We start from the raw sequence: 20679 nt of genomic DNA on the forward strand, positions 1-20679 counted from the left end.
CCGACAACAGCGCGGCAGCGCGTCCGGGCTCGATTTATAACGATTTTTCCTACTCGTTCCTGATAGCCGCCGGCGCGAACCGTTCACGAATACGCCGCTGCAGGCTGTCCCGGACATGACGGTAAGCGTCGAGCTGCAATTCGCGGCGGCCTTCGACACCCACCGGATCAGGCGTCGGCCAGTATTCGACTTCGGTTGCCGAGGTCGCGGTCAACTCAAGCGCCTTGTGATGCGCCTCCGGCGACAGCGTGACGATCAGATCGAAGTTCAGGCCTTCCCAGTCTTCCAGATCGGCGACCGTCCACGGCTTGTGATTGGAAATATCGAGACCGATCTCCTTCATCACCGCCACCGCGAACGGATCGAGATCGGCCTTACTGACGCCGGCCGATTGCACATACAGCCCGCGCGGAACGAGATGGCGCAGCAGACAGGCCGCCGTCGGAGAACGAACGCTGTTCTGCCCGCACATGAACAAGACAGCCTGCGGAGAACGCGCCATGCGTCAGGCTCGCCCGCTGATTTTGCACAGGGCACGTTTCGGGATCATGTGCTGCCCTCGCCCTTCCAGTGCAGCACCGAGATCAGCGTGAACAGCCGGCGCGAGGTCTCGAAATCGACACGCACCTTGCCTTCAAGGCGCTCCATCAAGGTCCGCGAGCCTTCGTCATGGACACCCTTGCGGCCCATGTCGATGGCTTCGATCTTGTCGGGCGTCGCGGTGCGGATCGCCTGATAGTAGCTGTCGCAGATCATGAAGTAGTCCTTCACGATCCGGCGGAACGGCGTCAGCGACAACAGATGCACCACGCAGGGCGTCCCGTCCGCGCGCTTGATGTCGAACATCAGCCGATTGCCGGTGATGCCGATGTGCAGGGTGAACGGTCCGGTATGGCCGCCTTCCGGCGCAAACAGATTCTGCTCGACGAGATCGTAGATCGCGATCGCGCGCTCGTGCTCGATGTCCGGCCCCGAGCGCCCGATCGATTCCTCATCGAGCGTCACCGCGACAACGCGGTTGTTCGGGTCCTCGTTTGGCGGCGGCTTTGTCATGAGAGATTGAGCCGCAATCCGACCGAGCGCGCATGGGCATCCAGCCCTTCGGCCTTGCCGAGAGTCATCGCCGCCGGGCCCAGCGCACGAAGCTGATCCGGTCCGCACTTGAGGATCGAGGTCCGCTTCATGAAATCGAGCACGCCGAGACCCGAGGAAAAACGCGCCGAGCGTGCCGTCGGCAGGACGTGATTCGAGCCGCCGACATAATCGCCGATTGCTTCCGGGGTATGGCCGCCGAGAAAAATCGCGCCGGCGTTGCGGATGCGCGCGCTCAAGGCCTCGGGATCGGCCGTAATGATTTCCAGATGCTCGGCGGCAATGGCATCGGCAAGCGCGACTGACTCATCAAGAGTCTTGACCAGAATGATCGCACCGAAATCGTTCCACGACGCGCGCGCGATGTCAGCGCGCGGCAGCGTGGTCAACTGTGCTTCGACGGCACGCGCGACATCATTCGCCAGCGTCTCGTCATCGGTGATCAGGATCGACTGCGCGTTGGCGTCGTGCTCGGCTTGCGCCAGAAGATCGGCCGCGATCCAGTCGGGATTCGCGGTGCGGTCGGCGATCACCAACACTTCGGACGGTCCGGCGATCATGTCGATACCGACCTTGCCGAACACCAGACGCTTGGCGGCAGCCACGTAAGCATTGCCGGGACCGACGATCTTCGCCACCGGCTTGATAGTCGCCGTGCCATAGGCCAGCGCCGCAACGGCCTGCGCGCCGCCGACGCGGTAGATTTCCGACACGCCGCCGAGCTGCGCTGCCGCCAGCACCAGCGGATTGAGCTTGCCGTCCGGAGACGGCACCACCATCACCACGCGCCCCACCCCGGCGACCTTCGCCGGCACCGCGTTCATCAGCACGGACGACGGATAGGCCGCGGTGCCGCCCGGCACATACAGGCCGACCGCCTCAATGGCGCTCCAGCGCCAGCCGAGTTCAACACCCGCGGCGTCCGTGAAACGCTCGTCCTTCGGCAACTGCCGCTTGTGAAAAACCTCGATGCGGTCACGCGCGAACTTCAGGGCATCGAGCGTCGCGGTATCGCAAGCCTTCACCGCACCTTCGAGTTCTGCAAGCGTGATCCGCAATCCGCCTGCCGCCACATCGAGCCGGTCAAACTTCTTCGTCGCCGCGATCAGCGCCGCATCGCCATGCTTCGCCACATCGTCGACGATGGCGCGCGCGGACGCGTCGATATCGGCGGAAACCTCCCGCTTCATGTCGAGAAAGGCGTTGAAGCGCTCGGTGAAATCTGCGCTGTGACTGGTGAGACGGATCGGCATTGCAGGGTCCGGCAGGGGATCAATTGAAGGCGTGGTCAGTGGCGCGATGCCAGATCACCGTCAACCCATAACATTCTCAGGATGAAACCGCGAGCGGGGACCGCGCGGATTGGTTGCTAAATGTCTGTGTCCGCAGGCAGATTAGGTGACTGCGGCATGGTCCGCCGGATCAGCGTCCAGATTGTCCGGACCGAGATCGGCCAGTTCGCACTCGAGGCACTCAACCTCGAGCCGCAGCACCCCGCCGCTGGCGAACAGCAGCAGCACCTGGCCGCCGGGTTTCTTGCCGGGATGGAATTCCAGCCCGAGCAGGGTCAGCGGGAGCTCCGGGGCGGTCATGTCGATCTCGCGCGACTGGCACGACAATACGCGGTCGAAGCGCAGCGCCGAGATCAGGCGGCGCGGAACGCAATCGCCCGCGAGGATGTCCTCGCAATCCATCCGCCGCATGGCGACGACCAGACGCTTCTCGCTTTGCCGCCAGAGAATGTCGCCCGCGACCACCGCCGCATCCTGGATGTGGGCGGAAATCACCGCGAGATCGTCTTCATCCAGCGCGGCCATTTTGCGCCGGGATGAATTTTGCTGAGCCGCTTTGTTCTGAGACATGGCCCCCGCCGTTATTTCAATTGGGTATGATCTTTTCCGAAAACCGGCTTCCACTTTTCGGGATCATGCCCTGGGTTACCCGCTGATACGTTCGATGGTCGCGCCGCAGGCCGAGAGCTTTTCCTCGAGACGCTCGAAGCCGCGGTCGAGATGATACACGCGATTGACGGTGGTTTCGCCCTCCGCCGCCAGCGCCGCAATCACCAGCGACACCGAGGCACGCAAATCCGTCGCCATCACCGGAGCTCCTTTAAGTTTGGAGATGCCGTCGATGATCGCGGTCTCGCCATCAAGGGAAATACGCGCACCGAACCGCGCCAGTTCCTGAACGTGCATGAACCGGTTTTCAAAAATTGTTTCAGTGATGTGCGACGAGCCCTTGGCGCAGGCCATCAGCGCCATCAGTTGCGCCTGAAGGTCGGTCGGAAAGCCGGGGAACGGCGCGGTCGTAACCTTGACCGGGCTGATACCTGCGCCGTTGCGCGCAACGCGGATGCCTTCATTGTTCGGCGTGATGGTGGCGCCGGCCTCGGTCAGCACGTCGAGCGCCGATTGCAGCAGTTCAGGCCGCGCACCCGCGAGTTGCACATCGCCGCCGGTCATGGCAACGGCCATGGCATAGGTGCCGGTCTCGATCCGGTCCGGCAGCACGGTGTGGCGTGCGCCGTGCAGCTTCTTGACGCCCTCGATCACAATGCGCGGCGTGCCGGCGCCGGACACCTTCGCGCCCATCTTGTTGAGGCAGTCGGCGACATCGACGATTTCCGGCTCGCATGCGGCATTGGTGATAACCGTCGTGCCTTTGGCCAGCGTCGCGGCCATCAGCGCCACATGGGTGCCGCTGACGGTGACCTTGGGGAAATCGATCTCCGCGCCGACAAGCCCGCCGGGCGCTTTCGCGATCACATAGCCGCCGTCGATCTGCAATTCCGCGCCGAGCTTTTCCAGCGCCATGATCAGCAGATCCACCGGACGGGTGCCGATGGCGCAGCCGCCGGGCAGCGACACCTTGGCTTCCTTCATCCGCGCGAGCAGCGGCGCGATCACCCAGAAGCTGGCGCGCATCTTCGAGACCAGTTCATAGGGCGCGGTGGTGTCGATGATATTGGCGGCGGAAATATGCAGGGTCTGGCCCTGATACTCGTGGTCGCCCGGGCGCTTGCCCGCCGCCATGATATCGAGGCCATGATTGCCGAGAATACGCTGCAGCTGCGCGACGTCCGCCAGACGCGGCACGTTGTCGAGAATCAGGGTCTCGTCGGTCAGCAGGCTTGCGATCATCAGCGGCAGGGCCGCGTTCTTCGCGCCGGAAATCGGAATGGTGCCGTTGAGCTTGTTGCCGCCGACAATGCGAATGCGATCCATGCCAAACCTGCCCTGTTGCGGATTAAAGTGGCTTTTAGCGCGTTTCAGAGGGGGAGGAAACCGCGCGCCGGATGCCCCAAAGCCCCGGCACTCCAGCTTAATACCCGAAAAATCGCTCGAATTGTGTCGGCTGGGCGTGTGACTGCGGACTTTCCAGCCGTCCGGCCCCGGCGTTCAGGCCCCGGCCTTATGGATGTCTTCCATTTCAAGGATCGGCCTGGGATAGCCGCGCTTGGCCACGCTCAGCATGGCGCGGCCGACCTCCTCGGTGGTGGTGACAAAGTTCGGCGCGACCTGATGCAGGAAACTCAGCAAAGGCCCGGTCATGACATAGATCGCCTGGACCCAGGCGGTTTTCGACCGCACCCCGCGCAGCGGCTGGATCGCACCGGGACGGAACATGTAAGCGGCCTTGAACGGCAGCTTGAGCAGATCGTTCTCGGTCTTGCCTTTGATTCGCGCCCACATCACACGGCCCTGCTCGGTGCTGTCGGTACTTGCGCCGGTGACATACACGAAGGTCATGCCGGGGTTGAGCCGCGCCAGCGGCCGCGCCGCCGCCAGCGTGATGTCGTAAGTCAGATGGCGGTAGCGCTCCGCGTCCATTCCGATCGAGGACACACCGAGACAGAAGAAGCAGGCGTCATAGCCTGTGATGTCCTTCTCGATAGTCGAGAAGTCGAGAAAGTCCTTATGCACGAGTTCGCGCAGCTTCGGATGCGGCTGACCGGTGGCACTGCGGCCGACGGTCAGAACCTCCGTCACATCGCCATCGCGCAGGCATTCACGCAGAACGCCCTGCCCCACCATGCCGGTCGCGCCGAAGACAATGACTTTCATCGACGCTCCCGCTCTCCAGTTGGTCTCAGGCTGTCTTGAATCGCCTGATGCCGAGGACGATCAAGCCGATGAAAAACACCAGCACGATGCCCTGGGTGATCGCAAACGGCGGCTCGGCGCTGGTGGGCGCGTAGACATTCAGCAATGCGACCTTCTGGAACGACTGAGCGATCAGAACGAACACATTGAACCAGAGCGCGAGCAGCGCGGTGACCACATAGACCGTGCGCCAGATGCCGGCGAGGCCTTTGCCATAGAGCGCGTAAACCGCGATCGCCAGCAGCGCCAGCGAGATCAGCGCGACGATGTGTGACGGCAGCAGCTTGGTGAAGGGAAACAGAAAGCCGGTCGCGCTGGTGAGGATGGTCAGCACGAGAAACCACAGCGTCCAGCCCGGCAGCCTGTTCGACGCGAGCATCCCGCCCGCCACCACGAAGCCCAGACCGATGGCGATCATGCTGATGATGAGATGAAGGACCGTGAAACCCGCTAACGACATGCCTAAAATCATGATGCGCCCCTGTTTAGAATGAATCCAAGGCTACATCATACGCATGGCAGCGCAACAGAAGTTCCGTTTCCGCGCGCTCAGCTCCCGCAAATTTTTTGTGAGTCGCGCGATCAACGATTGAGAAAATCCACCAGCTTCGGAATCACCTGTCCGGGCGCTTCCTCCATCAGCCAGTGCCCCGAGCCCTTGACGATCACCCCCTCGACACTGGTCGCGACCAGCTTGCCCTGTTCGATCAGGAAGACACCTCCCGCCTTCTCGCCGGAGAGAACGAGCATCGGCATCGGCAGCTTGGTCTTTGCAAAATCCGAAAAGTCGTCGGCGTCTTTCTCGAAGGCGCGGAAGACCTCCATTCCCGCCTTCATGTGGCCCCGCTGCGCATAGGCCTTGGCATAGATTTTCCGGTCCTTCTGTGAAATGGACCTGGCCGGATCGGCGGCAAAATCATTCCAGAAGTGCTCGAGATAAATGCGCTCGCGGCCCTGAACCAGCGCCAGCGGCGTTTTGCCGTAGAAATGGAAGTGCCAGAGATCGCGCAGCAGCCAGACGCTCTTCCAGTCGCCGACGCCGGGCAGGAAGGCATCCATCAGCACGATACGATCGACCTCGGCCGGATACTGCGCCGCATAAGCATAGGCGACCATCAGTCCGATGTCGTGGCCGACGATCTTGACCTTGGTAAATCCGAGGCTCTTCACCAGTGCGTGGATGTCCTGCGCCATTTGCTTCTTGGTATAGCCGTCCTCGGGCGCATCGGATTTGCCGAACCCGCGCAGATCGGGCGCAATCACGGTGTGCTTGTTGACGAGTCCGGGAAACAGCGGCCGCCACATGTGGCTGGTCTCGGCATAGCCATGCAGCAGCACGACGGGGTCGCCCTTGCCAGCAATCAGATAATTCAGTTTGACGCCGTTGACATCGGCGGTCCGGCTTTGCGGTGCCGACTGCGCGGACGCGGAGGCGACTGACACGAGAAAGATGGATGCCGCCATTGCCGCGGCGCAGGCCGCGCCGCGAATGGCTCGCCGGAAATACAGCATGCTAAAAAACTCCTTTTGAGGATCGGCACGATTCTGACAATGCAGGGGCGCTTGGAAGCTCAGATAACCGGCAGACGCAGTTCAATCATAACGCGGGATCGGACCGTTATGCGGGGTCTTGCGTTTCGACAGGTCGAACATGATTTCGTCGACGTAACACCAGCCCCATCCTTCCGGCGGATCATACCCTTCGATGACAGGATGCTGAGTGGCGCGGAAATGTTTGGTGGCGTGCCGGTTCGGCGAATCGTCGCAGCAGCCGACATGGCCGCAGGTCCGGCAAATTCGTAAGTGCAGCCAGACGCTACCGGTCTTCAGGCATTCCTCGCAGCCCAGCGCGCTCGGCGTGACATCCTTGATCTCCGCGATGTGCTTGCAGGGCATGGATGGTCTCTTGGTCAGAGAATTGTCCGGCTGTCACAGGCTAATGGGGCTGCGCGAGTTTGTCGCCAAGAAAACCATGCAGCGCGGCCACGACCTGCGCGCCTTCGCCGATCGCCCCGCCCATCCGCTTGACCGAGCCGGAGCGCACGTCGCCGACGGCGAAGACGCCCGGCACCGAGGTTTCCAGCCCCGAGACCGGCTTGCCTTCCTCGCACTGCGAACCGGTCACCACAAAACCGGTCCGATCAAGCTCGACGCCGCAGCCTTTCAGCCATGCGGTCGCAGGATCGGCGCCGACAAACAAAAATACATTGCGGATGTCGCCCGCCGTCTCGATGCCTGTCCGGCGATTGCGCCAGTGGACGCGCTCGAGCCCGCCTTCGGCTCCTTCCAGCCTGACGATCTCGGTGTGGATCATCAGTTCGATGTTCGGCGTCGCCATGATGCGGTCGATCAGGTAGCGCGACATGCTGTCGGCGAGACCGCCGCTGCGGATCATCATCCGCACCTTGCTGGCGTGACCTGACAGAAACACCGCGGCTTGCCCTGCGGAATTGCCGCCGCCGACCAGAATGATTTCCTGCTGCGCACAGAGCTTTCCTTCGATCGGCGACGCCCAGTACCAAACGCCGCGCCCCTCGAACTTGTCGAGATTCTCGATGGCGGGACGCCGGTAGCGTGCTCCGCTGGCGACGACGATGGATTTTGCCTTCAGGAAATGACCGCATTCGGTTGTCAATCCGAATGCGCCGCCGCTTTTCGAGCAGTCGAGCGATTTGGCCTCGACCGGAATCATCAGATCGGCACCAAACTTCTGCGCCTGATTGTAGGCGCGTCCTGCAAGCGCCTGACCGGAGATGCCTGTCGGGAAACCGAGATAGTTCTCGATGCGGGCGCTGGCACCGGCCTGTCCGCCGAAATGCCGGGCATCGAGCACCGCCACCGACAATCCTTCTGACGCCGCGTAGACCGCTGTCGCAAGTCCGGCGGGGCCGCCGCCAACGACGGCGACATCATAAAGCTTGTCCTTGATCGGACCGCCGATCATTCCCATTGCATAGGCGAGATCGGTTTCGCTGGGATTGCGCAGCACCGTGCCGTCCGGAGCGACCACCAGCGGCAAATCGGCGGGCGACGGCGAATAGCGCGCAATCAGATCCGCCGCATCCTTGTCGTCAGCAGGATCGAGCACGTGATGGGGAACGCCGTTGCGGGACAGAAAGCCTTGCAGCCGCACAACGTCGCCCAGCGACGGCGACCCGATCAGCACCGGACCGCCGACACCCGCCTGGATCAGCGCGACACGCCGCAGGATCAGCGCGCGCATGATGCGCTCGCCGAGATCGGCTTCGGCCACAAGCAGCGCGCGCAAACTCTGGGATGGAATCAGCAGCGTTTCGACGTCGCCCTCAGCGGTGCCGTCCACCAGCGCATGACGGCCGGACAATTGCCCGACCTCGGCCAAAAACTGGCCCGGCCCCTGCTCGATCACCGGCGTGACATGGCCCATGCCATCGCGCTGGGTAATGGCGACATGGCCCGACAGAATGACGAACATGCCGGGGCCGACCTTGCCGGACTCGAACAGCTTCTCGCCATCCTTGTGGCGGCGGACCTCGCCAAACCGGCGCATGCGGTCGATTTCAGCATCCGTCAGTTTCGGGAATGTCTGCTCGAACCGGGGAAATGCCGCTCGCGCAGCGTCCGACTGCGGGGCGCCCGTCCCAATTGCTGTTGCCTGGTCCGTCGCCATCACGTGTATCCCTTACATTCGCACCGAGGATCGCCGATCTCCCTCGTTGGAGACCGTTTCCATCAGGCTAGATTGTGTCTCCCAGCCAAACAATCAACCGATGGTTCAAGACGGCGATTCAGGTGTCATCCTCGCGCCGGTGAGCGGCCCTGCCCGATGCATCATCCCGTGCCTCCGCGTCGTCATCCGGCGTCACGATCGCCATGCCGGCGCGGCCGCGCGCCTGCGACTTCCGCCGTTTCAAATTGTCGCGCAGCGCTGATTTCAGCCGCTCGTGGCGAGCCGATTTGGCGTTGCGCTCATTTGCGACGTCGTCCGTCATAACAGGCCTGCTCGCGCGTTTCCTTGACCGGCCATTGCCGGTGTGACGAATTATTTTATATCGGATACGGCAAGCAATGTGGCGGGGAGAATGCAATGACGGCTGACGCACCGGGACTTGCGCCCTCCGTGCAGGAGACACTCAGGGGCTGGCATCGCTTCGTCGAAACCAGGAGCGAGGACGTGCTACGGCCGCTTCTTGCGGAAACCACCGTGTTCCGTTCGCCGTTCGTCCATCTGCCGATCCCGGGACGCCCCGCCAGCGTGCTGATCCTCGGCGCGGTCGTGCAGATCTTCGAGAATTTCCGCTATCACCGCACCTTCGTGTCCGGGACCCACGATGTGACCCTGGAATTCAGCGCCAATATCGGCGAGCTGCAACTCAAAGGGGTCGATCTGGTGAAATTCGATTCCGCCGGAAAAATCATCGAATTCGAGGTGATGATCCGGCCCTTCAAGGCTTTGGAGGCCTTAAGTACCCGGATGAGCGCCCGGATCGGCCCGGAGCTGGCGAAATATAAATCCGCCAAGGCTGCTTCAGCCTGAGTTCCGCCGCTTGGGGGCAAGAACGGGCCTCTCGGTGCTTGCACCGCCAGTTGCCTTATGGCAAAGGAACGCGCGCCTTTAGGGGCTTTTTAGCTGATTCACGTACCTGGTACGGTTCTGGCTCTTTCTTGTCTGGCGTTCGCTGCCGTAGCTCAGTGGTAGAGCACTCCATTGGTAATGGAGAGGTCGACAGTTCAATCCTGTCTGGCAGCACCAGCCCTCTCAAAAGCCTCGCATTGCAGCCCTGCGCGAAATTTTTGACAGAAATGACCCCTGGTTCCTGAAATTTTTAACCAGGCATCCGGATACTCCGCCCGCGCGTGATTTTACGGGGAATCGGGGGATTCGGGTTATGGCTTTGCGGTTTAAGGTCGCGAAAAATCTGTTTCGTTTCAAGCTGCCGAGCATGAAGCTCGGCGTCCGGGGAAGCCTCTTCCTGGCTTTTGCAGTCATCGCCGGGATGGCGATTGTCATCAGCACCAGCGCAAGCATCCTGCTCAGCCAGCTCGGCGGCATCATGAATGCCCTCAGCGGCAACGATATTCCGCGGCTCGCCGCAAGCCTCCAGCTCTCGGCGCAAAGCGCCAGCCTCTCCAATCAGGGCCAGGCCCTGCTGGCGTCCGACAGCGACGCAACACTGAAGGAACGCACCGCTGAAATGCAGGGTACGCAGCGGATCGTTGTGGAGAAACTTGCGGAGATTGCGAAGCTCGGGGCCGACAAGACTGTCATGGACTCGATGAACGAAATCAGCAAAAGCATCGGAGACATGGTCGGCAGCATTGGCGCCGCCGCAAAGGAACGGCTCGAGGTCGCGGCCATGCGCGAAGCGCAGGCCACTGCGCTGCGCAAGGCACATAGCGATTTTCTCTCTGCCGCGTCGCTGGCCATGCTCGACGCCCAGACCCAGATGAACGCCATTCTCGGGTCCGCCAATTTCTCGCAAAACGACGCATTGGATGCAGCGCGGGCTGTCGACGTACTCGGCAATGTCATTACCGACGGCAACCTGATGGCGTCCGACATGACCGCAGCGCTGGCCGCACAAAGCACCGATACCTTGTCCGCGCTTCAGGAGTCGTTTGACTCCAAAAAGAAAAATGCACTCTACAAACTCGACAGCATGAAGAAGGGCGATGCCGGTGAGACCATCCGCGAGCCGCTGCTCAAGGTCGTTGCGCTGGCGGACGGCAAGACCGGCACCTTCAAGGTTCGCCAGAAGGAAATGGACGCGAACGAATACGGCCAGCTGATTGTTGATGAAACGCGCAAGCTCAATCGCGGCCTTGAGATGAGCGTCAAAAAGCTCGTCGAGGACGTGCAGGCCCACACCACCGACGCCACCACCATGGCAGGCAGCAAGATCAAGGTGGCAACATTGGTGATGCTCGCGCTCGGCGCGCTGACGCTGATCGGATCGGCCCTGTTCGTCTGGCTCTATGTCGGCCGCAACATCCTTGGCCGTATCGGCAACCTGCAGGACGTGATGCGGCGCCTGTCCGAGGGCGACCTCGACGCCGAGGTGAAGCGCGGCCGTCAGCAGGACGAGATCGCTGTGATGGCCGATTCGCTGGAGGTGTTCCGCGACAGCATGATCCGTTCGCGCACGCTCAGCAGCGAGCAGGACCAGGACCGTCTCGCCAAGGCGGAACGGGCGTCGCGCATCGAAAAGCAGATCGTCAGCTTCGAGGACAAGGTGCGCGCCGCGCTCGACAGCCTGATGACCTCCGCCAATGTCATGCAGGCGACGGCGGAGAGCATGTCGACATCCGCCGAGCATTCCAGTGCACTGGTGAACACCGTCGCCTCGGCCGCCGAGGAAACCTCGGTCAACGTGCAGACGGTTTCGGCCGGGACCGAGGAATTGTCGTCGTCGATCCAGGAGATCAGCCGCCAGGTCACGAGTTCGACCAAGATCGCGGCCAACGCGGTGACCGAGGCGGGCAAGACCGACACGACCATGCAGGGTCTCGCCGACAACGCCAACCGCATCAGCAGCGTCGTCGACCTGATTCAGGAGATCGCGTCGCAGACCAACCTGCTCGCACTCAACGCCACCATCGAGGCCGCGCGTGCCGGCGAAGCCGGGCGCGGTTTCGCGGTCGTGGCGTCGGAGGTGAAAAGCCTCGCCGAACAGACGGCGAAGGCGACCGACGAGATTCGCACCCAGATCGCCAGCATGCAGAACGTCACGGCATCGGCGGTCAGCGCCATCCGCAGCATCGGCTCGACCATCGGCGAGATCAACGAGGTGACCACCGCCATCGCCGCCGCCGTCGAGGAACAGGGCGCAGCGACCCGCGAGATCGCGCGCAACATCCAGCACGCCGCGAGCGGCACTGCGGAAGTGTCGAGCAACATCGTCGGCGTGAGCCGCGCCTCGAGCGAGGCAGGAACCGCGGCCGGCGAAGTGCTCAACGCATCGAACGAACTTCGCCGTGAAGCCGACACGCTTCGCGCAGAGGTCGATGCCTTCCTGCTCAATATCCGGGCTGCGTAATATTGCGTCTAGACGCTATGCCATCTGGCATGCCTGCATTCTGTTTTGGGGCCCGGAGCTTTCTGCTTCGGGCCCCAATTCGTTAAAGACGCGCGCAAGAACGAAAATGCAGACCCTGCGCTTGGCGGAACAGCATGATTTGCTACTGCTTTTAGCCATACGTCCGCGCACCGAACTACACTCCTGATTGACTCTTCTGGACCTCCATGGTCCTTGCTAGTCTCGATCCGGGGAAATCGCGCGTGCCGTCGAGACATCGCTTTCTGCCCGACGAACCAAGACAGCGGCGCTTCAGGGCGACGCCTTAAAACACGCAAGGGGTTAGCGCATGAGCATGGTGCCGGGTTCGGATGTGAAGGGCGGAACGTCGATGGGCAGGGACGCGCTGATCGAGCCACGCAACGACTGGACCCGTGCTGAAGCGCAGACGCTCTATGATCTCCCCTTCGCGGATCTGATCTTCCAGGCGCAGAGCATTCACCGCCGCAACTTCGATCCCAATCACGTCGAGACCGCGAGCCTGCTCAGCATCAAGACCGGCGGCTGCCCGGAGGATTGCGGCTACTGCTCGCAGAGCGCCAAATACGACACCGGCCTCAAGGCCTCGAAGCTGATGGATCACGACGATGTCGTGGCCACCGCCAAGCGCGCCAAGGAAGCCGGTGCGGAACGCTTCTGCATGGCGGCGGCATGGCGCAATCCGAAGGACAAGGATCTCGACAAGGTTTGCGACATGGTGAGCGCCGTGAAGGGGCTCGGGATGGAGACCTGCGTCACGCTCGGCATGCTGACCGATGCACAGGCCAAGCGTCTGCATGACGCCGGCCTCGACTTCTACAATCACAACGTCGACACCTCGCCGGAGTTCTACGGCAAGATCATCACCACGCGCACGATGCAGGACCGCATCGACACGCTGGCGCATGCGCGCGAAGCCGGCCTCAAGGTCTGCTGCGGCGGAATCATCGGCATGGGCGAGCAGGTCGATGACCGTCTCGGCATGCTGGCGCTGCTGGCAAACCTTCCCGAACATCCCGAGAGCGTTCCGATCAACATGTGGAACGAGGTCAAGGGCGTGCCGGTCAACGACACCGCCGAGCGCCCCGATCCGATCGCGCTGGTGCGTATGATCGCAGTCGCGCGCATTATGATGCCGCGCAGTGTCGTTCGCCTGTCCGCCGGCCGCCAGTACATGACCGACGAATTGCAGGCGCTGTGCTTCGTGGCCGGCGCGAACTCGATCTTCATCGGCGACGTGCTGCTGACCACCAAGAATCCGCAGACCGTGCGCGACGCCGATCTGCTCGATCGTCTCGGCATCAAATCAAAGCTCGACGATTCCAAGCAGCACAACCATACGCATGTGGACGCGAAGCCGGCAGCGGCCACGGCGTCCGGGGCTGCCGCGTCCTGACGCTGTTTGAAACGCCAAGGAACACCGAGGCATGGCTGCCTGCATGGCAACCATGCCTGCGCGCCCCGTAAAACGTGAGCTTTGGCGGGCCGGAACACTAGCGCGGCACCGATTGCCGCGTTAAGCCGGACCCTGAAAAACACGATTGCGAGACGATGCACACCAAAACCGCCCCAATGACCGCAGCCCCGGATGGCCTTCGCTATCCGATCGAGACGCCGCCCAAGCCGGATGAAGCGATCGAGATCGCGCCCGGCCTGATGTGGGTGCGGCTCACGCTGCCGTTCCGTCTCAACCATGTGAACATCTATCTGCTCGCCGACGGCGACGGCTGGACCATGATCGATACCGGCATCGGTAACGAAGCCACCATCGCCGCATGGACGACGCTGTTCGAAGGGCCGCTGAAGGGTTTCAAGATCACGAAACTGATCGTGACGCATGCGCATCCCGATCACGTCGGACTGGCGGGCTGGGTCGTCGAGCGCTTCAACTGCGAACTTCACATGTCGCAGGTGGAGTATCTGCAGGCGGCGTATCACCAGCACCGCGGCTCGCCCGAGCGCAAACTGGCGCAGCGTCTGTTCTTCCGCCGCCACGGCATGGACGAGGAGATCACCGAAGCGCTGCTCGGCCGGGGTATGGATTATCTCGCGCGCGTGTCGATCCTTCCGGCTTCCTTTCACCGTCTGTCGAAGGGTAACGAGATCACCATCGGGTCGCGCACATTCCGCATCATCACCGGCGGTGGCCACGCGCTCGATCAGGTCATGATGTACTGCGAGGCCGACAACATTTTCCTGTCGGCGGATCAGGTGCTGAGCAAGATTTCGCCGAATGTCAGCGTGTGGGCGGTCGAACCCGAGGCCAACTCGCTCGGCGAATACCTCACGTCACTTGCCGAACTCACCGGCCTGCTGCCGGACGACGTGCTGGTGCTGCCGGGACACGGCGTTCCGTTCTACGGGGTGAAGACCCGAATCAAGCAGCTGGCCGATCATCATGAAGAGCGCTGCCAGTTGATCGCCGATGCCTGCCGCACGTCGCCGAAGACTTCGGCGGAGTTGGTGCCGGTGGTGTTCCACAAGCATGTGCTTGACGCCCACCAGACTGGCTTTGCCGCCGGCGAACTGATCGCGCACGTCAATCACATGCTCGCCCATGGCCGTCTGAAATCCAATCTCGGCACGGATGGCGTGCTGCGCTTCACCGCAGCCTGATCTCGGTACCGGCACGCTGATTGGCGGGATTGATCTCGATCAACTCCTCGCCAGCCGCATACATGACCGGCGAAAACAGCCTCGACATTAAAGCTGGAAAAGCTCTAAAAAGGCCTTGCGCGCGACAGAAGACCGCTTGGTAAATCCTTGGGCCGGCTGCCGTAATCCGGGTCCCCATCAGGGTTTTTGTGATGGATTACAACAAGTTCTTCGATGACGCCCTCGGCCGCCTCCATGACGAGCGGCGGTATCGCGTATTCGCCGATCTGGAGCGGATCGCCGGCCGTTATCCGCATGCGGTCTGGCACTCACCCAAGGGCCAGCGCAACATCGTGATGTGGTGCTCGAACGACTACCTCGGCATGGGCCAGCATCCCAAGGTGGTGGGCGCAATGGTCGAGACCGCCACCCGCACCGGGACCGGCGCCGGCGGCACCCGCAACATCGCGGGCAACAACCATTCCCTGATCCAGCTTGAGCAGGAGCTTGCCGATCTGCACGGCAAGGAAGCGGCGCTGGTGTTCACTTCGGGCTACGTCTCGAACCAGACCGGCATCGCAACGCTGGCGAAGCTGATCCCGAACTGCCTGATCCTCTCGGACGCGCTGAATCACAACTCGATGATCGAGGGCATCCGCCAGTCCGGTACGCAGTACCTTGTGTTCCGTCACAACGACGTGGCGCATCTCGAAGAGCTGCTGCGCGCCAATGCGGGCCGCCCGATGCTGGTGGTGTGCGAAAGCCTTTATTCGATGGACGGCGACGTGGCGCCGCTGGCGAAGATCTGCGATCTCGCCGAGCGCTATGGCGCGATGACCTATGTCGACGAGGTTCATGCGGTCGGCATGTACGGCCCGCGCGGCGGCGGCATTGCCGAGCGCGATGGCGTGATGCACCGGATCGACATTCTCGAGGGCACGCTGGCCAAGGCGTTCGGCTGCCTTGGCGGCTACATCGCCGGCAGCGCAAAGCTCGTGGATGCAGTGCGGTCCTATGCGCCGGGCTTTATTTTCACCACCGCACTTCCGCCGGCGATCTGCGCCGCTGCGACGGCTGCGATCAGGCATCTGAAATCATCGAGCTGGGAGCGCGAGCGTCATCAGGACCGCGCCGCGCGGCTCAAGGCCATTCTGACCGCTGCCGGTCTTCCGGTAATGTCGAGCGACACCCATATCGTGCCGCTGTTCGTGGGCGACCCCGAGCGCTGCAAGAAGGCTTGCGATCTTCTGCTCGAACAGCACGGCATCTATATTCAGCCGATCAACTATCCGACCGTGCCCAAGGGCACCGAGCGCCTGCGCATCACGCCGTCGCCGTATCATGAGGATGCGCTGATCGATGCCCTTGCCGAGGCGCTGGTCCAGGTGTGGGAGCAGCTCGATCTGCCGCTGCACGCCAAGCCCCTGGCGGCTGAATAACTGACGGCTGACCGATCGTTCCGGCTTTAGCCGGCTCTGACGATCTGCCGCACCGGTGACGGCGCATTCCCCAACACGATCCGCATCAGGTCGGCGGCATTTCGTGCACCGAGTTTGTCCATGATGCGCGCGCGGTGAACCTCGATGGTCCGCGGGCTGATGCCCAGCCGCCGCCCTGCCTCCTTGTTCGATGCGCCGTGGGCGACCTGACCCAGCACGTCCCGCTCACGCCGGGTGAGAAGCTCGATCCCCGGAAAATCGGCCAGACCATCGATATGCCCGGCAGCAGAGCGGCGATAGATCACAACGGCCTCGCGAACACGCTCGATCATGGCACCGGCAGAAAATGGCTTTTCGAGAAAATCCAGCGCGCCGAGCTTCATGGCTTCCACCGCCATCGCCACGTCCGATTGACCGGACATGACGAAAACCGGTGGCGCAAAATGGATGTCGGCGAGCTGCCTCAGTACCGCGAGCCCGGAACGGCCCGGAAGCTGAATATCGAGAATGACGCAAGACGGGGCAGATGATTGCAACCACCCCAGAAATGACTCGCCGTCTGCAAATGTTTCCGGGATGAAGCCGTCGATTTTCAGCAGCAGCGACAGCGCATCACGAACCGATGCATCGTCATCGACGATAGCGATCGGGGCATCCCTGACAGGTAGCATCTGGCCCATGACCCGCCCCCGAAGTGCGTTACACTGGTAATACAACTATTACGTGTAGTACCTGATTCGGGCCTGTGTGCCAATATTCTTGTCCGCCCAGCGGACGCCCCGAGTTCAGATGCGCGTGATATCGGACCGGGTTAAGGTCACACCGGGCGTTGGCCAAGCGCGGTCCCGAAAAGTCGGAACCGGTTTTCGGAGAGGATCGTGCCCTGACGTCAGGGATTAATTCAATGCTGCATGACTGGGGCGTGATCGCAGCCGCTTTCGGCTACATCGGCCTGCTGTTCGTGGTCGCAAGTTACGGCGAGCGGCTGACGCAGGTCCAGCGCGGCCGCCTCGGCACGATCATCTATCCTCTGTCGCTGGCGATCTACTGTACGTCCTGGACGTTCTTCGGCTCGGTGGGCCTCGCCACGCGAACCAGCGTCGAGTTTCTCGCCATCTATGTCGGACCGATCCTGATGATCGCGTTCTGCACGCCGCTGCTGATGCGCGTCATCCAGCTGGCGAAATCGCAGAACATCACCTCGATCGCCGACTTCATTGCCGCACGCTACGGCAAGAGCCAGGCGGTCGCGGCAACCGCTGCCGCCATCGCCATCATCGGCTCGGTGCCTTACATCGCGCTTCAACTGAAGGCCGTCGCGTCGTCGCTGGAAACGATCCTCAATCAGGATCAGGATGTTTCCAGCATTCCCTATATCGGCGACATCGCCTTTATCGTCACCATTACGCTTGCTGCCTTCGCGGTGCTGTTCGGAACGCGTCAGACCGATGCCACCGAACACCAGCACGGCCTGATGCTGGCGGTCGCGACAGAATCACTGGTCAAACTGGTGGCCTTCATCGCCGCAGGCGTGTTCGTGACCTTCGTCATGTTCGGGCCGGCCGATCTGTGGGAGCGCGCCATGAAGACGCCGGAGGCGGTGCGTGCCATCGAGACCGCGCCGTCGATCGGCAACTTCGCCGCCATGACGCTGCTCTCGTTTCTGGCGATCATGCTGCTGCCGCGGCAATTTCACGTCAGCGTCGTCGAGAACTCCACCGAGGCCGAGGTTCGCCGCGCACGCTGGCTGTTCCCGCTCTATCTGGTCGCGATCAACCTGTTCGTGATCCCGATCGCGATTGCCGGCCTCGTCAGCTTTCCGTTCGGCGCATCCGACAGCGACATGTACGTGCTGGCGCTGCCGATTCAGGCAGGTGCCACATGGCTCAGCGTGATTGTGTTTATCGGCGGCCTGTCCGCGGCCACCGCGATGGTGATCGTGGAATGCGTGGCGCTCGCGATCATGGTGTCGAATGACATCGTTGTGCCGCTGGTGTTGAAACGGCGGCCTGCCGCGCAGGCGGGGAAGGCGAACTTCGGCGGCTTTCTGCTCAAGGTGCGTCGGGTCGCGATCTTCGCCATCATGGCGATGGCGTATCTCTACTACCACGCGCTCGGCAACGCGCAGCTCGCCGCCATCGGCCTGCTCTCGTTTGCCGCCGTCGCCCAGCTGGCGCCGGCCTTTCTCGGCGGACTGTTCTGGCGGCGCGCGACCGCGCGCGGCGCCATGGGCGGCATGCTGATCGGCTTTGCGGTGTGGGCCTATACGCTGTTCCTGCCGAGCTTCGCCGACGTCGATCCGCGCGGCGTGATCTGGCTGAATGAAGGCCTGTTCGGCATTTCAGCGCTGAGGCCTCGCGCGCTGCTCGGCACCGAGATGGCCCCGCTGATCCATGGCGTGTTCTGGAGCCTGTCGCTCAACCTTCTGACCTATGTCGTGCTGTCGCTGCTGCGCCAGCCGACATCGATCGAGCGGGTTCAGGCCGATCTGTTCGTGCCCAACGAACTGGCGCCGATCGCGCCGAATTTCAGGCGCTGGCGTACAACGGTGACGGTGCAGGACCTGCTCACCACGGTGGCGCAGTATCTGGGTCCGGAACGCGCGCAGCAGTCGTTCGAAACCTTCGCCGCCAGCCACCACGTCAATATCGATCGTGCGGCGCCTGCGGATTTCCGCCTGCTGCGCCATGCCGAACATCTGATCGCATCGTCGATCGGCGCGGCGTCGTCGCGGCTTGTGCTGTCGCTGCTGCTGCGCAAGCGCGCGGTGTCAGCCAAGGCCGCGCTCAAGCTGCTCGACGACGCGCACACCGCGCTGCATTTCAATCGCGAGATGCTGCAAACGGCACTCAACCACGTCCGCCAGGGCATCGCGGTGTTCAATCCGGAATTGCAGCTCATCACATCGAACCAGCAATTCGGCGAGATTCTCGACCTGCCCGCGCAGTATTCGCAAATAGGGATTCCGCTGGTCGAGATTCTTGAATTCATCGGCAGCAACGGACAGACAGAGGATGCCGATCCTGCCATGCTGCAACGCCGGCTCGCCGCCTACACCACCGAGGGCGAGCCCTATCTGGAGCGGCTGATCGACCGCAACATGGTTGTGGAGGTTCGCGCCAACCGGATGCCGGGCGGCGCGCTGGTGATTACCTTCTCCGACATCACGCCGAGCTTTGAGGCGGCGGAAGCGCTGGAGCGCGCCAACGCCACGCTGGAGAAGCGGGTTCGCGAACGCACCGAGGAACTGACGCGCCTCAACAGCGAACTGGCGCGGGCCAAGAGCACCGCCGAGGAAGCCAACATCTCCAAGACCCGCTTCCTTGCCGCCGCCAGCCACGACATTCTGCAGCCGCTCAACGCGGCACGGCTTTATGTCACCAGCCTTGTCGAGCGGCAGGACGGCGGCGAAGATGCCCGCCTTGTCGGCAACATCGACGACTCACTGGAAGCCATCGAGGAAATCCTGGGCGCGCTGCTCGACATCTCGCGGCTGGACTCCGGCGCCATGACGCCGTCGATCTCCAGCTTCCGCATGAGCGACCTGATGCGGTCGCTGGAAGTGGAGTTCGCGCCGATCGCAAAGGCGCGAAAGCTGAAACTCACCTTCGTGCCCTGCTCGCTTGCAGTTTCCTCGGATCGTGTGCTGCTGCGGCGGCTGCTGCAAAACCTGATCTCGAACGCCATCAAGTATACGCCCAAGGGCCGGGTTCTGGTCGGATGCCGCCGCAGGGGCAAGTCGCTCGAAATCGGAATCTATGACACTGGTCTCGGCATTCCGATTCCGAAGCGCGCCGAGATTTTCAAGGAATTCCACCGGCTCGATCAGGGCGCCCGGATCGCGCGCGGACTGGGCCTCGGCCTGTCGATTGTCGAGCGGCTGGCGCGGGTTCTGAACCACCGCATCGTGGTCGATTCGAACCGCAGCGGCGGATCGCGCTTCTCGGTGACGATGCCGATTGCAAAAACCGTCACCCATACCGCGACGGTGTCCGGCACCAGCGTCTCGTCCAAGGCGCCAATGAGCGGCACTCTCATCGTTTGCATCGAGAACGACCGCGCCATTCTCGACGGCATGAAGACGCTGCTGACCGGTTGGGACGCCAAGGTGATCGCCGCAGTCGATCCGGTGACCGCCGCGGACGCCATTGCGGCGGCCAACGAGCGGGTGACCGGGCTGCTGGTCGACTATCATCTCGACCGCGGCAACGGCATCGCGGCGATCCGGGACATCCGGCAGCGGTTTGGCGACGGCATTCCTGCAATCCTGATCACGGCCGACCGCAGCCCGCATGTGCGCGATGCCGCACGCGAGGATGGAATCGTCGTGCTCAACAAGCCGGTCAAGCCGGCGGCGCTTCGCGCGCTGCTCGCGCAGTGGCGGGCGCAGCAGATGGTGGCCGCCGAATAGAG

At 62.6% G+C, this 20679-nt stretch carries 18 protein-coding genes and 1 tRNA gene; 7 read left to right on the top strand and 12 right to left on the bottom strand.

Annotation, left to right across the window (positions count from 1 at the left end; all coding sequences use genetic code 11):
• Positions 1-49 precede the first annotated feature (49 nt).
• From I554_RS0116865 to I554_RS0116915, 11 genes are all read right to left on the bottom strand, one after another.
• A complete protein-coding gene (locus I554_RS0116865; RefSeq protein ID WP_024577266.1) occupies positions 50-502 on the bottom strand; it encodes an arsenate reductase ArsC in 453 nt (150 codons plus the stop codon).
• A 44-nt stretch (positions 503-546) separates the two neighbouring features.
• Entirely contained in the window at positions 547-1053 is a 507-nt protein-coding gene (locus I554_RS0116870; RefSeq protein ID WP_024577265.1) for a UPF0262 family protein, read from the bottom strand.
• On the bottom strand, positions 1050-2345 hold the full coding sequence (gene hisD, locus I554_RS0116875) for a histidinol dehydrogenase (RefSeq protein WP_024577264.1): 1296 nt from the start codon (positions 2343-2345) through the stop codon (positions 1050-1052). Before hisD ends, I554_RS0116870 begins: the two co-directional genes overlap by 4 nt.
• 141 nt (positions 2346-2486) lie before the next feature.
• Complete coding sequence (locus I554_RS0116880; RefSeq protein WP_024577263.1) at positions 2487-2954, bottom strand: DUF2948 family protein; 468 nt, start codon at positions 2952-2954, stop codon at positions 2487-2489.
• Positions 2955-3029: 75 nt separating this feature from the next.
• On the bottom strand, positions 3030-4319 hold the full coding sequence (murA, locus tag I554_RS0116885; protein WP_024577262.1) for a UDP-N-acetylglucosamine 1-carboxyvinyltransferase: 1290 nt from the start codon (positions 4317-4319) through the stop codon (positions 3030-3032).
• 174 nt (positions 4320-4493) lie between these two features.
• Positions 4494-5159: an NAD-dependent epimerase/dehydratase family protein gene (locus I554_RS0116890; protein ID WP_024577261.1), complete on the bottom strand. Its 666-nt coding sequence runs from the start codon at positions 5157-5159 to the stop codon at positions 4494-4496.
• 25 nt (positions 5160-5184) lie between these two features.
• Positions 5185-5670 carry a hypothetical protein gene (locus I554_RS0116895; RefSeq protein WP_024577260.1) on the bottom strand — a complete coding sequence of 162 codons (486 nt, stop codon included), beginning with the start codon at positions 5668-5670 and terminating at the stop codon, positions 5185-5187.
• A 110-nt stretch (positions 5671-5780) separates the two neighbouring features.
• Positions 5781-6710, bottom strand: a complete 930-nt coding sequence (locus tag I554_RS0116900) for an alpha/beta hydrolase (RefSeq protein ID WP_024577259.1) — start codon at positions 6708-6710, stop codon at positions 5781-5783.
• Positions 6711-6791: 81 nt separating this feature from the next.
• A complete protein-coding gene (locus tag I554_RS0116905) occupies positions 6792-7094 on the bottom strand; it encodes a UBP-type zinc finger domain-containing protein (protein WP_024577258.1) in 303 nt (100 codons plus the stop codon).
• Between the two features lie 40 nt (positions 7095-7134).
• A complete protein-coding gene (locus tag I554_RS0116910; protein ID WP_024577257.1) occupies positions 7135-8847 on the bottom strand; it encodes an FAD-dependent oxidoreductase in 1713 nt (570 codons plus the stop codon).
• 118 nt (positions 8848-8965) lie between these two features.
• Positions 8966-9169, bottom strand: a complete 204-nt coding sequence (locus I554_RS0116915) for a hypothetical protein (protein ID WP_024577256.1) — start codon at positions 9167-9169, stop codon at positions 8966-8968.
• Positions 9170-9264: 95 nt separating this feature from the next.
• Here I554_RS0116915 and I554_RS0116920 point away from each other — a divergent pair, with 95 nt between their 5' ends.
• From I554_RS0116920 to hemA, 6 genes are all read left to right on the top strand, one after another.
• Positions 9265-9714 (top strand): hypothetical protein, encoded by a 450-nt coding sequence (locus tag I554_RS0116920; RefSeq protein ID WP_024577255.1) that lies wholly within the window; start codon positions 9265-9267, stop codon positions 9712-9714.
• 141 nt (positions 9715-9855) lie between these two features.
• Positions 9856-9930, top strand: a tRNA-Thr gene (locus tag I554_RS0116925).
• Positions 9931-10066: 136 nt separating this feature from the next.
• Positions 10067-12214, top strand: a complete 2148-nt coding sequence (locus tag I554_RS0116930; RefSeq protein ID WP_024577254.1) for a HAMP domain-containing methyl-accepting chemotaxis protein — start codon at positions 10067-10069, stop codon at positions 12212-12214.
• Positions 12215-12584: 370 nt separating this feature from the next.
• A complete protein-coding gene (bioB, locus tag I554_RS0116935) occupies positions 12585-13628 on the top strand; it encodes a biotin synthase BioB (protein WP_034461668.1) in 1044 nt (347 codons plus the stop codon).
• Positions 13629-13783: 155 nt separating this feature from the next.
• Positions 13784-14848: an MBL fold metallo-hydrolase gene (locus tag I554_RS0116940; RefSeq protein WP_024577252.1), complete on the top strand. Its 1065-nt coding sequence runs from the start codon at positions 13784-13786 to the stop codon at positions 14846-14848.
• Between the two features lie 191 nt (positions 14849-15039).
• Positions 15040-16266: a 5-aminolevulinate synthase gene (gene hemA, locus I554_RS0116950; RefSeq protein ID WP_024577251.1), complete on the top strand. Its 1227-nt coding sequence runs from the start codon at positions 15040-15042 to the stop codon at positions 16264-16266.
• Between the two features lie 26 nt (positions 16267-16292).
• On the opposite strand, the gene I554_RS0116955 is transcribed toward hemA, so the two are convergent.
• Positions 16293-16946, bottom strand: coding sequence for a response regulator (locus tag I554_RS0116955; protein WP_024577250.1), 654 nt, complete (start codon positions 16944-16946; stop codon positions 16293-16295).
• 224 nt (positions 16947-17170) lie between these two features.
• On the opposite strand from I554_RS0116955, the gene I554_RS0116960 reads away from it, so the two are divergent.
• Positions 17171-20677, top strand: a complete 3507-nt coding sequence (locus I554_RS0116960; RefSeq protein ID WP_024577249.1) for a NahK/ErcS family hybrid sensor histidine kinase/response regulator — start codon at positions 17171-17173, stop codon at positions 20675-20677.
• Positions 20678-20679 lie beyond the last annotated feature (2 nt).

Source organism: Afipia sp. OHSU_II-C1, from assembly GCF_000497575.1.
GTDB lineage: Bacteria > Pseudomonadota > Alphaproteobacteria > Rhizobiales > Xanthobacteraceae > Afipia.

Coding starts and splice junctions, on each gene's coding strand:
- I554_RS0116960 (WP_024577249.1), top strand. CDS start 17,171: ATGCTGCATGACTGGGGCGTGATCGCAGCCGCTTTCGGCTACATCGGC.
- I554_RS0116915 (WP_024577256.1), bottom strand. CDS start 9,169: ATGACGGACGACGTCGCAAATGAGCGCAACGCCAAATCGGCTCGCCAC.
- I554_RS0116870 (WP_024577265.1), bottom strand. CDS start 1,053: ATGACAAAGCCGCCGCCAAACGAGGACCCGAACAACCGCGTTGTCGCG.
- I554_RS0116900 (WP_024577259.1), bottom strand. CDS start 6,710: ATGCTGTATTTCCGGCGAGCCATTCGCGGCGCGGCCTGCGCCGCGGCA.
- I554_RS0116865 (WP_024577266.1), bottom strand. CDS start 502: ATGGCGCGTTCTCCGCAGGCTGTCTTGTTCATGTGCGGGCAGAACAGC.
- murA (WP_024577262.1), bottom strand. CDS start 4,319: ATGGATCGCATTCGCATTGTCGGCGGCAACAAGCTCAACGGCACCATT.
- hemA (WP_024577251.1), top strand. CDS start 15,040: ATGGATTACAACAAGTTCTTCGATGACGCCCTCGGCCGCCTCCATGAC.
- I554_RS0116895 (WP_024577260.1), bottom strand. CDS start 5,670: ATGATTTTAGGCATGTCGTTAGCGGGTTTCACGGTCCTTCATCTCATC.
- I554_RS0116910 (WP_024577257.1), bottom strand. CDS start 8,847: ATGGCGACGGACCAGGCAACAGCAATTGGGACGGGCGCCCCGCAGTCG.
- I554_RS0116930 (WP_024577254.1), top strand. CDS start 10,067: ATGGCTTTGCGGTTTAAGGTCGCGAAAAATCTGTTTCGTTTCAAGCTG.
- I554_RS0116890 (WP_024577261.1), bottom strand. CDS start 5,159: ATGAAAGTCATTGTCTTCGGCGCGACCGGCATGGTGGGGCAGGGCGTT.
- I554_RS0116920 (WP_024577255.1), top strand. CDS start 9,265: ATGACGGCTGACGCACCGGGACTTGCGCCCTCCGTGCAGGAGACACTC.
- I554_RS0116940 (WP_024577252.1), top strand. CDS start 13,784: ATGCACACCAAAACCGCCCCAATGACCGCAGCCCCGGATGGCCTTCGC.
- I554_RS0116905 (WP_024577258.1), bottom strand. CDS start 7,094: ATGCCCTGCAAGCACATCGCGGAGATCAAGGATGTCACGCCGAGCGCG.
- I554_RS0116880 (WP_024577263.1), bottom strand. CDS start 2,954: ATGTCTCAGAACAAAGCGGCTCAGCAAAATTCATCCCGGCGCAAAATG.
- I554_RS0116955 (WP_024577250.1), bottom strand. CDS start 16,946: ATGGGCCAGATGCTACCTGTCAGGGATGCCCCGATCGCTATCGTCGAT.
- bioB (WP_034461668.1), top strand. CDS start 12,585: ATGGGCAGGGACGCGCTGATCGAGCCACGCAACGACTGGACCCGTGCT.
- hisD (WP_024577264.1), bottom strand. CDS start 2,345: ATGCCGATCCGTCTCACCAGTCACAGCGCAGATTTCACCGAGCGCTTC.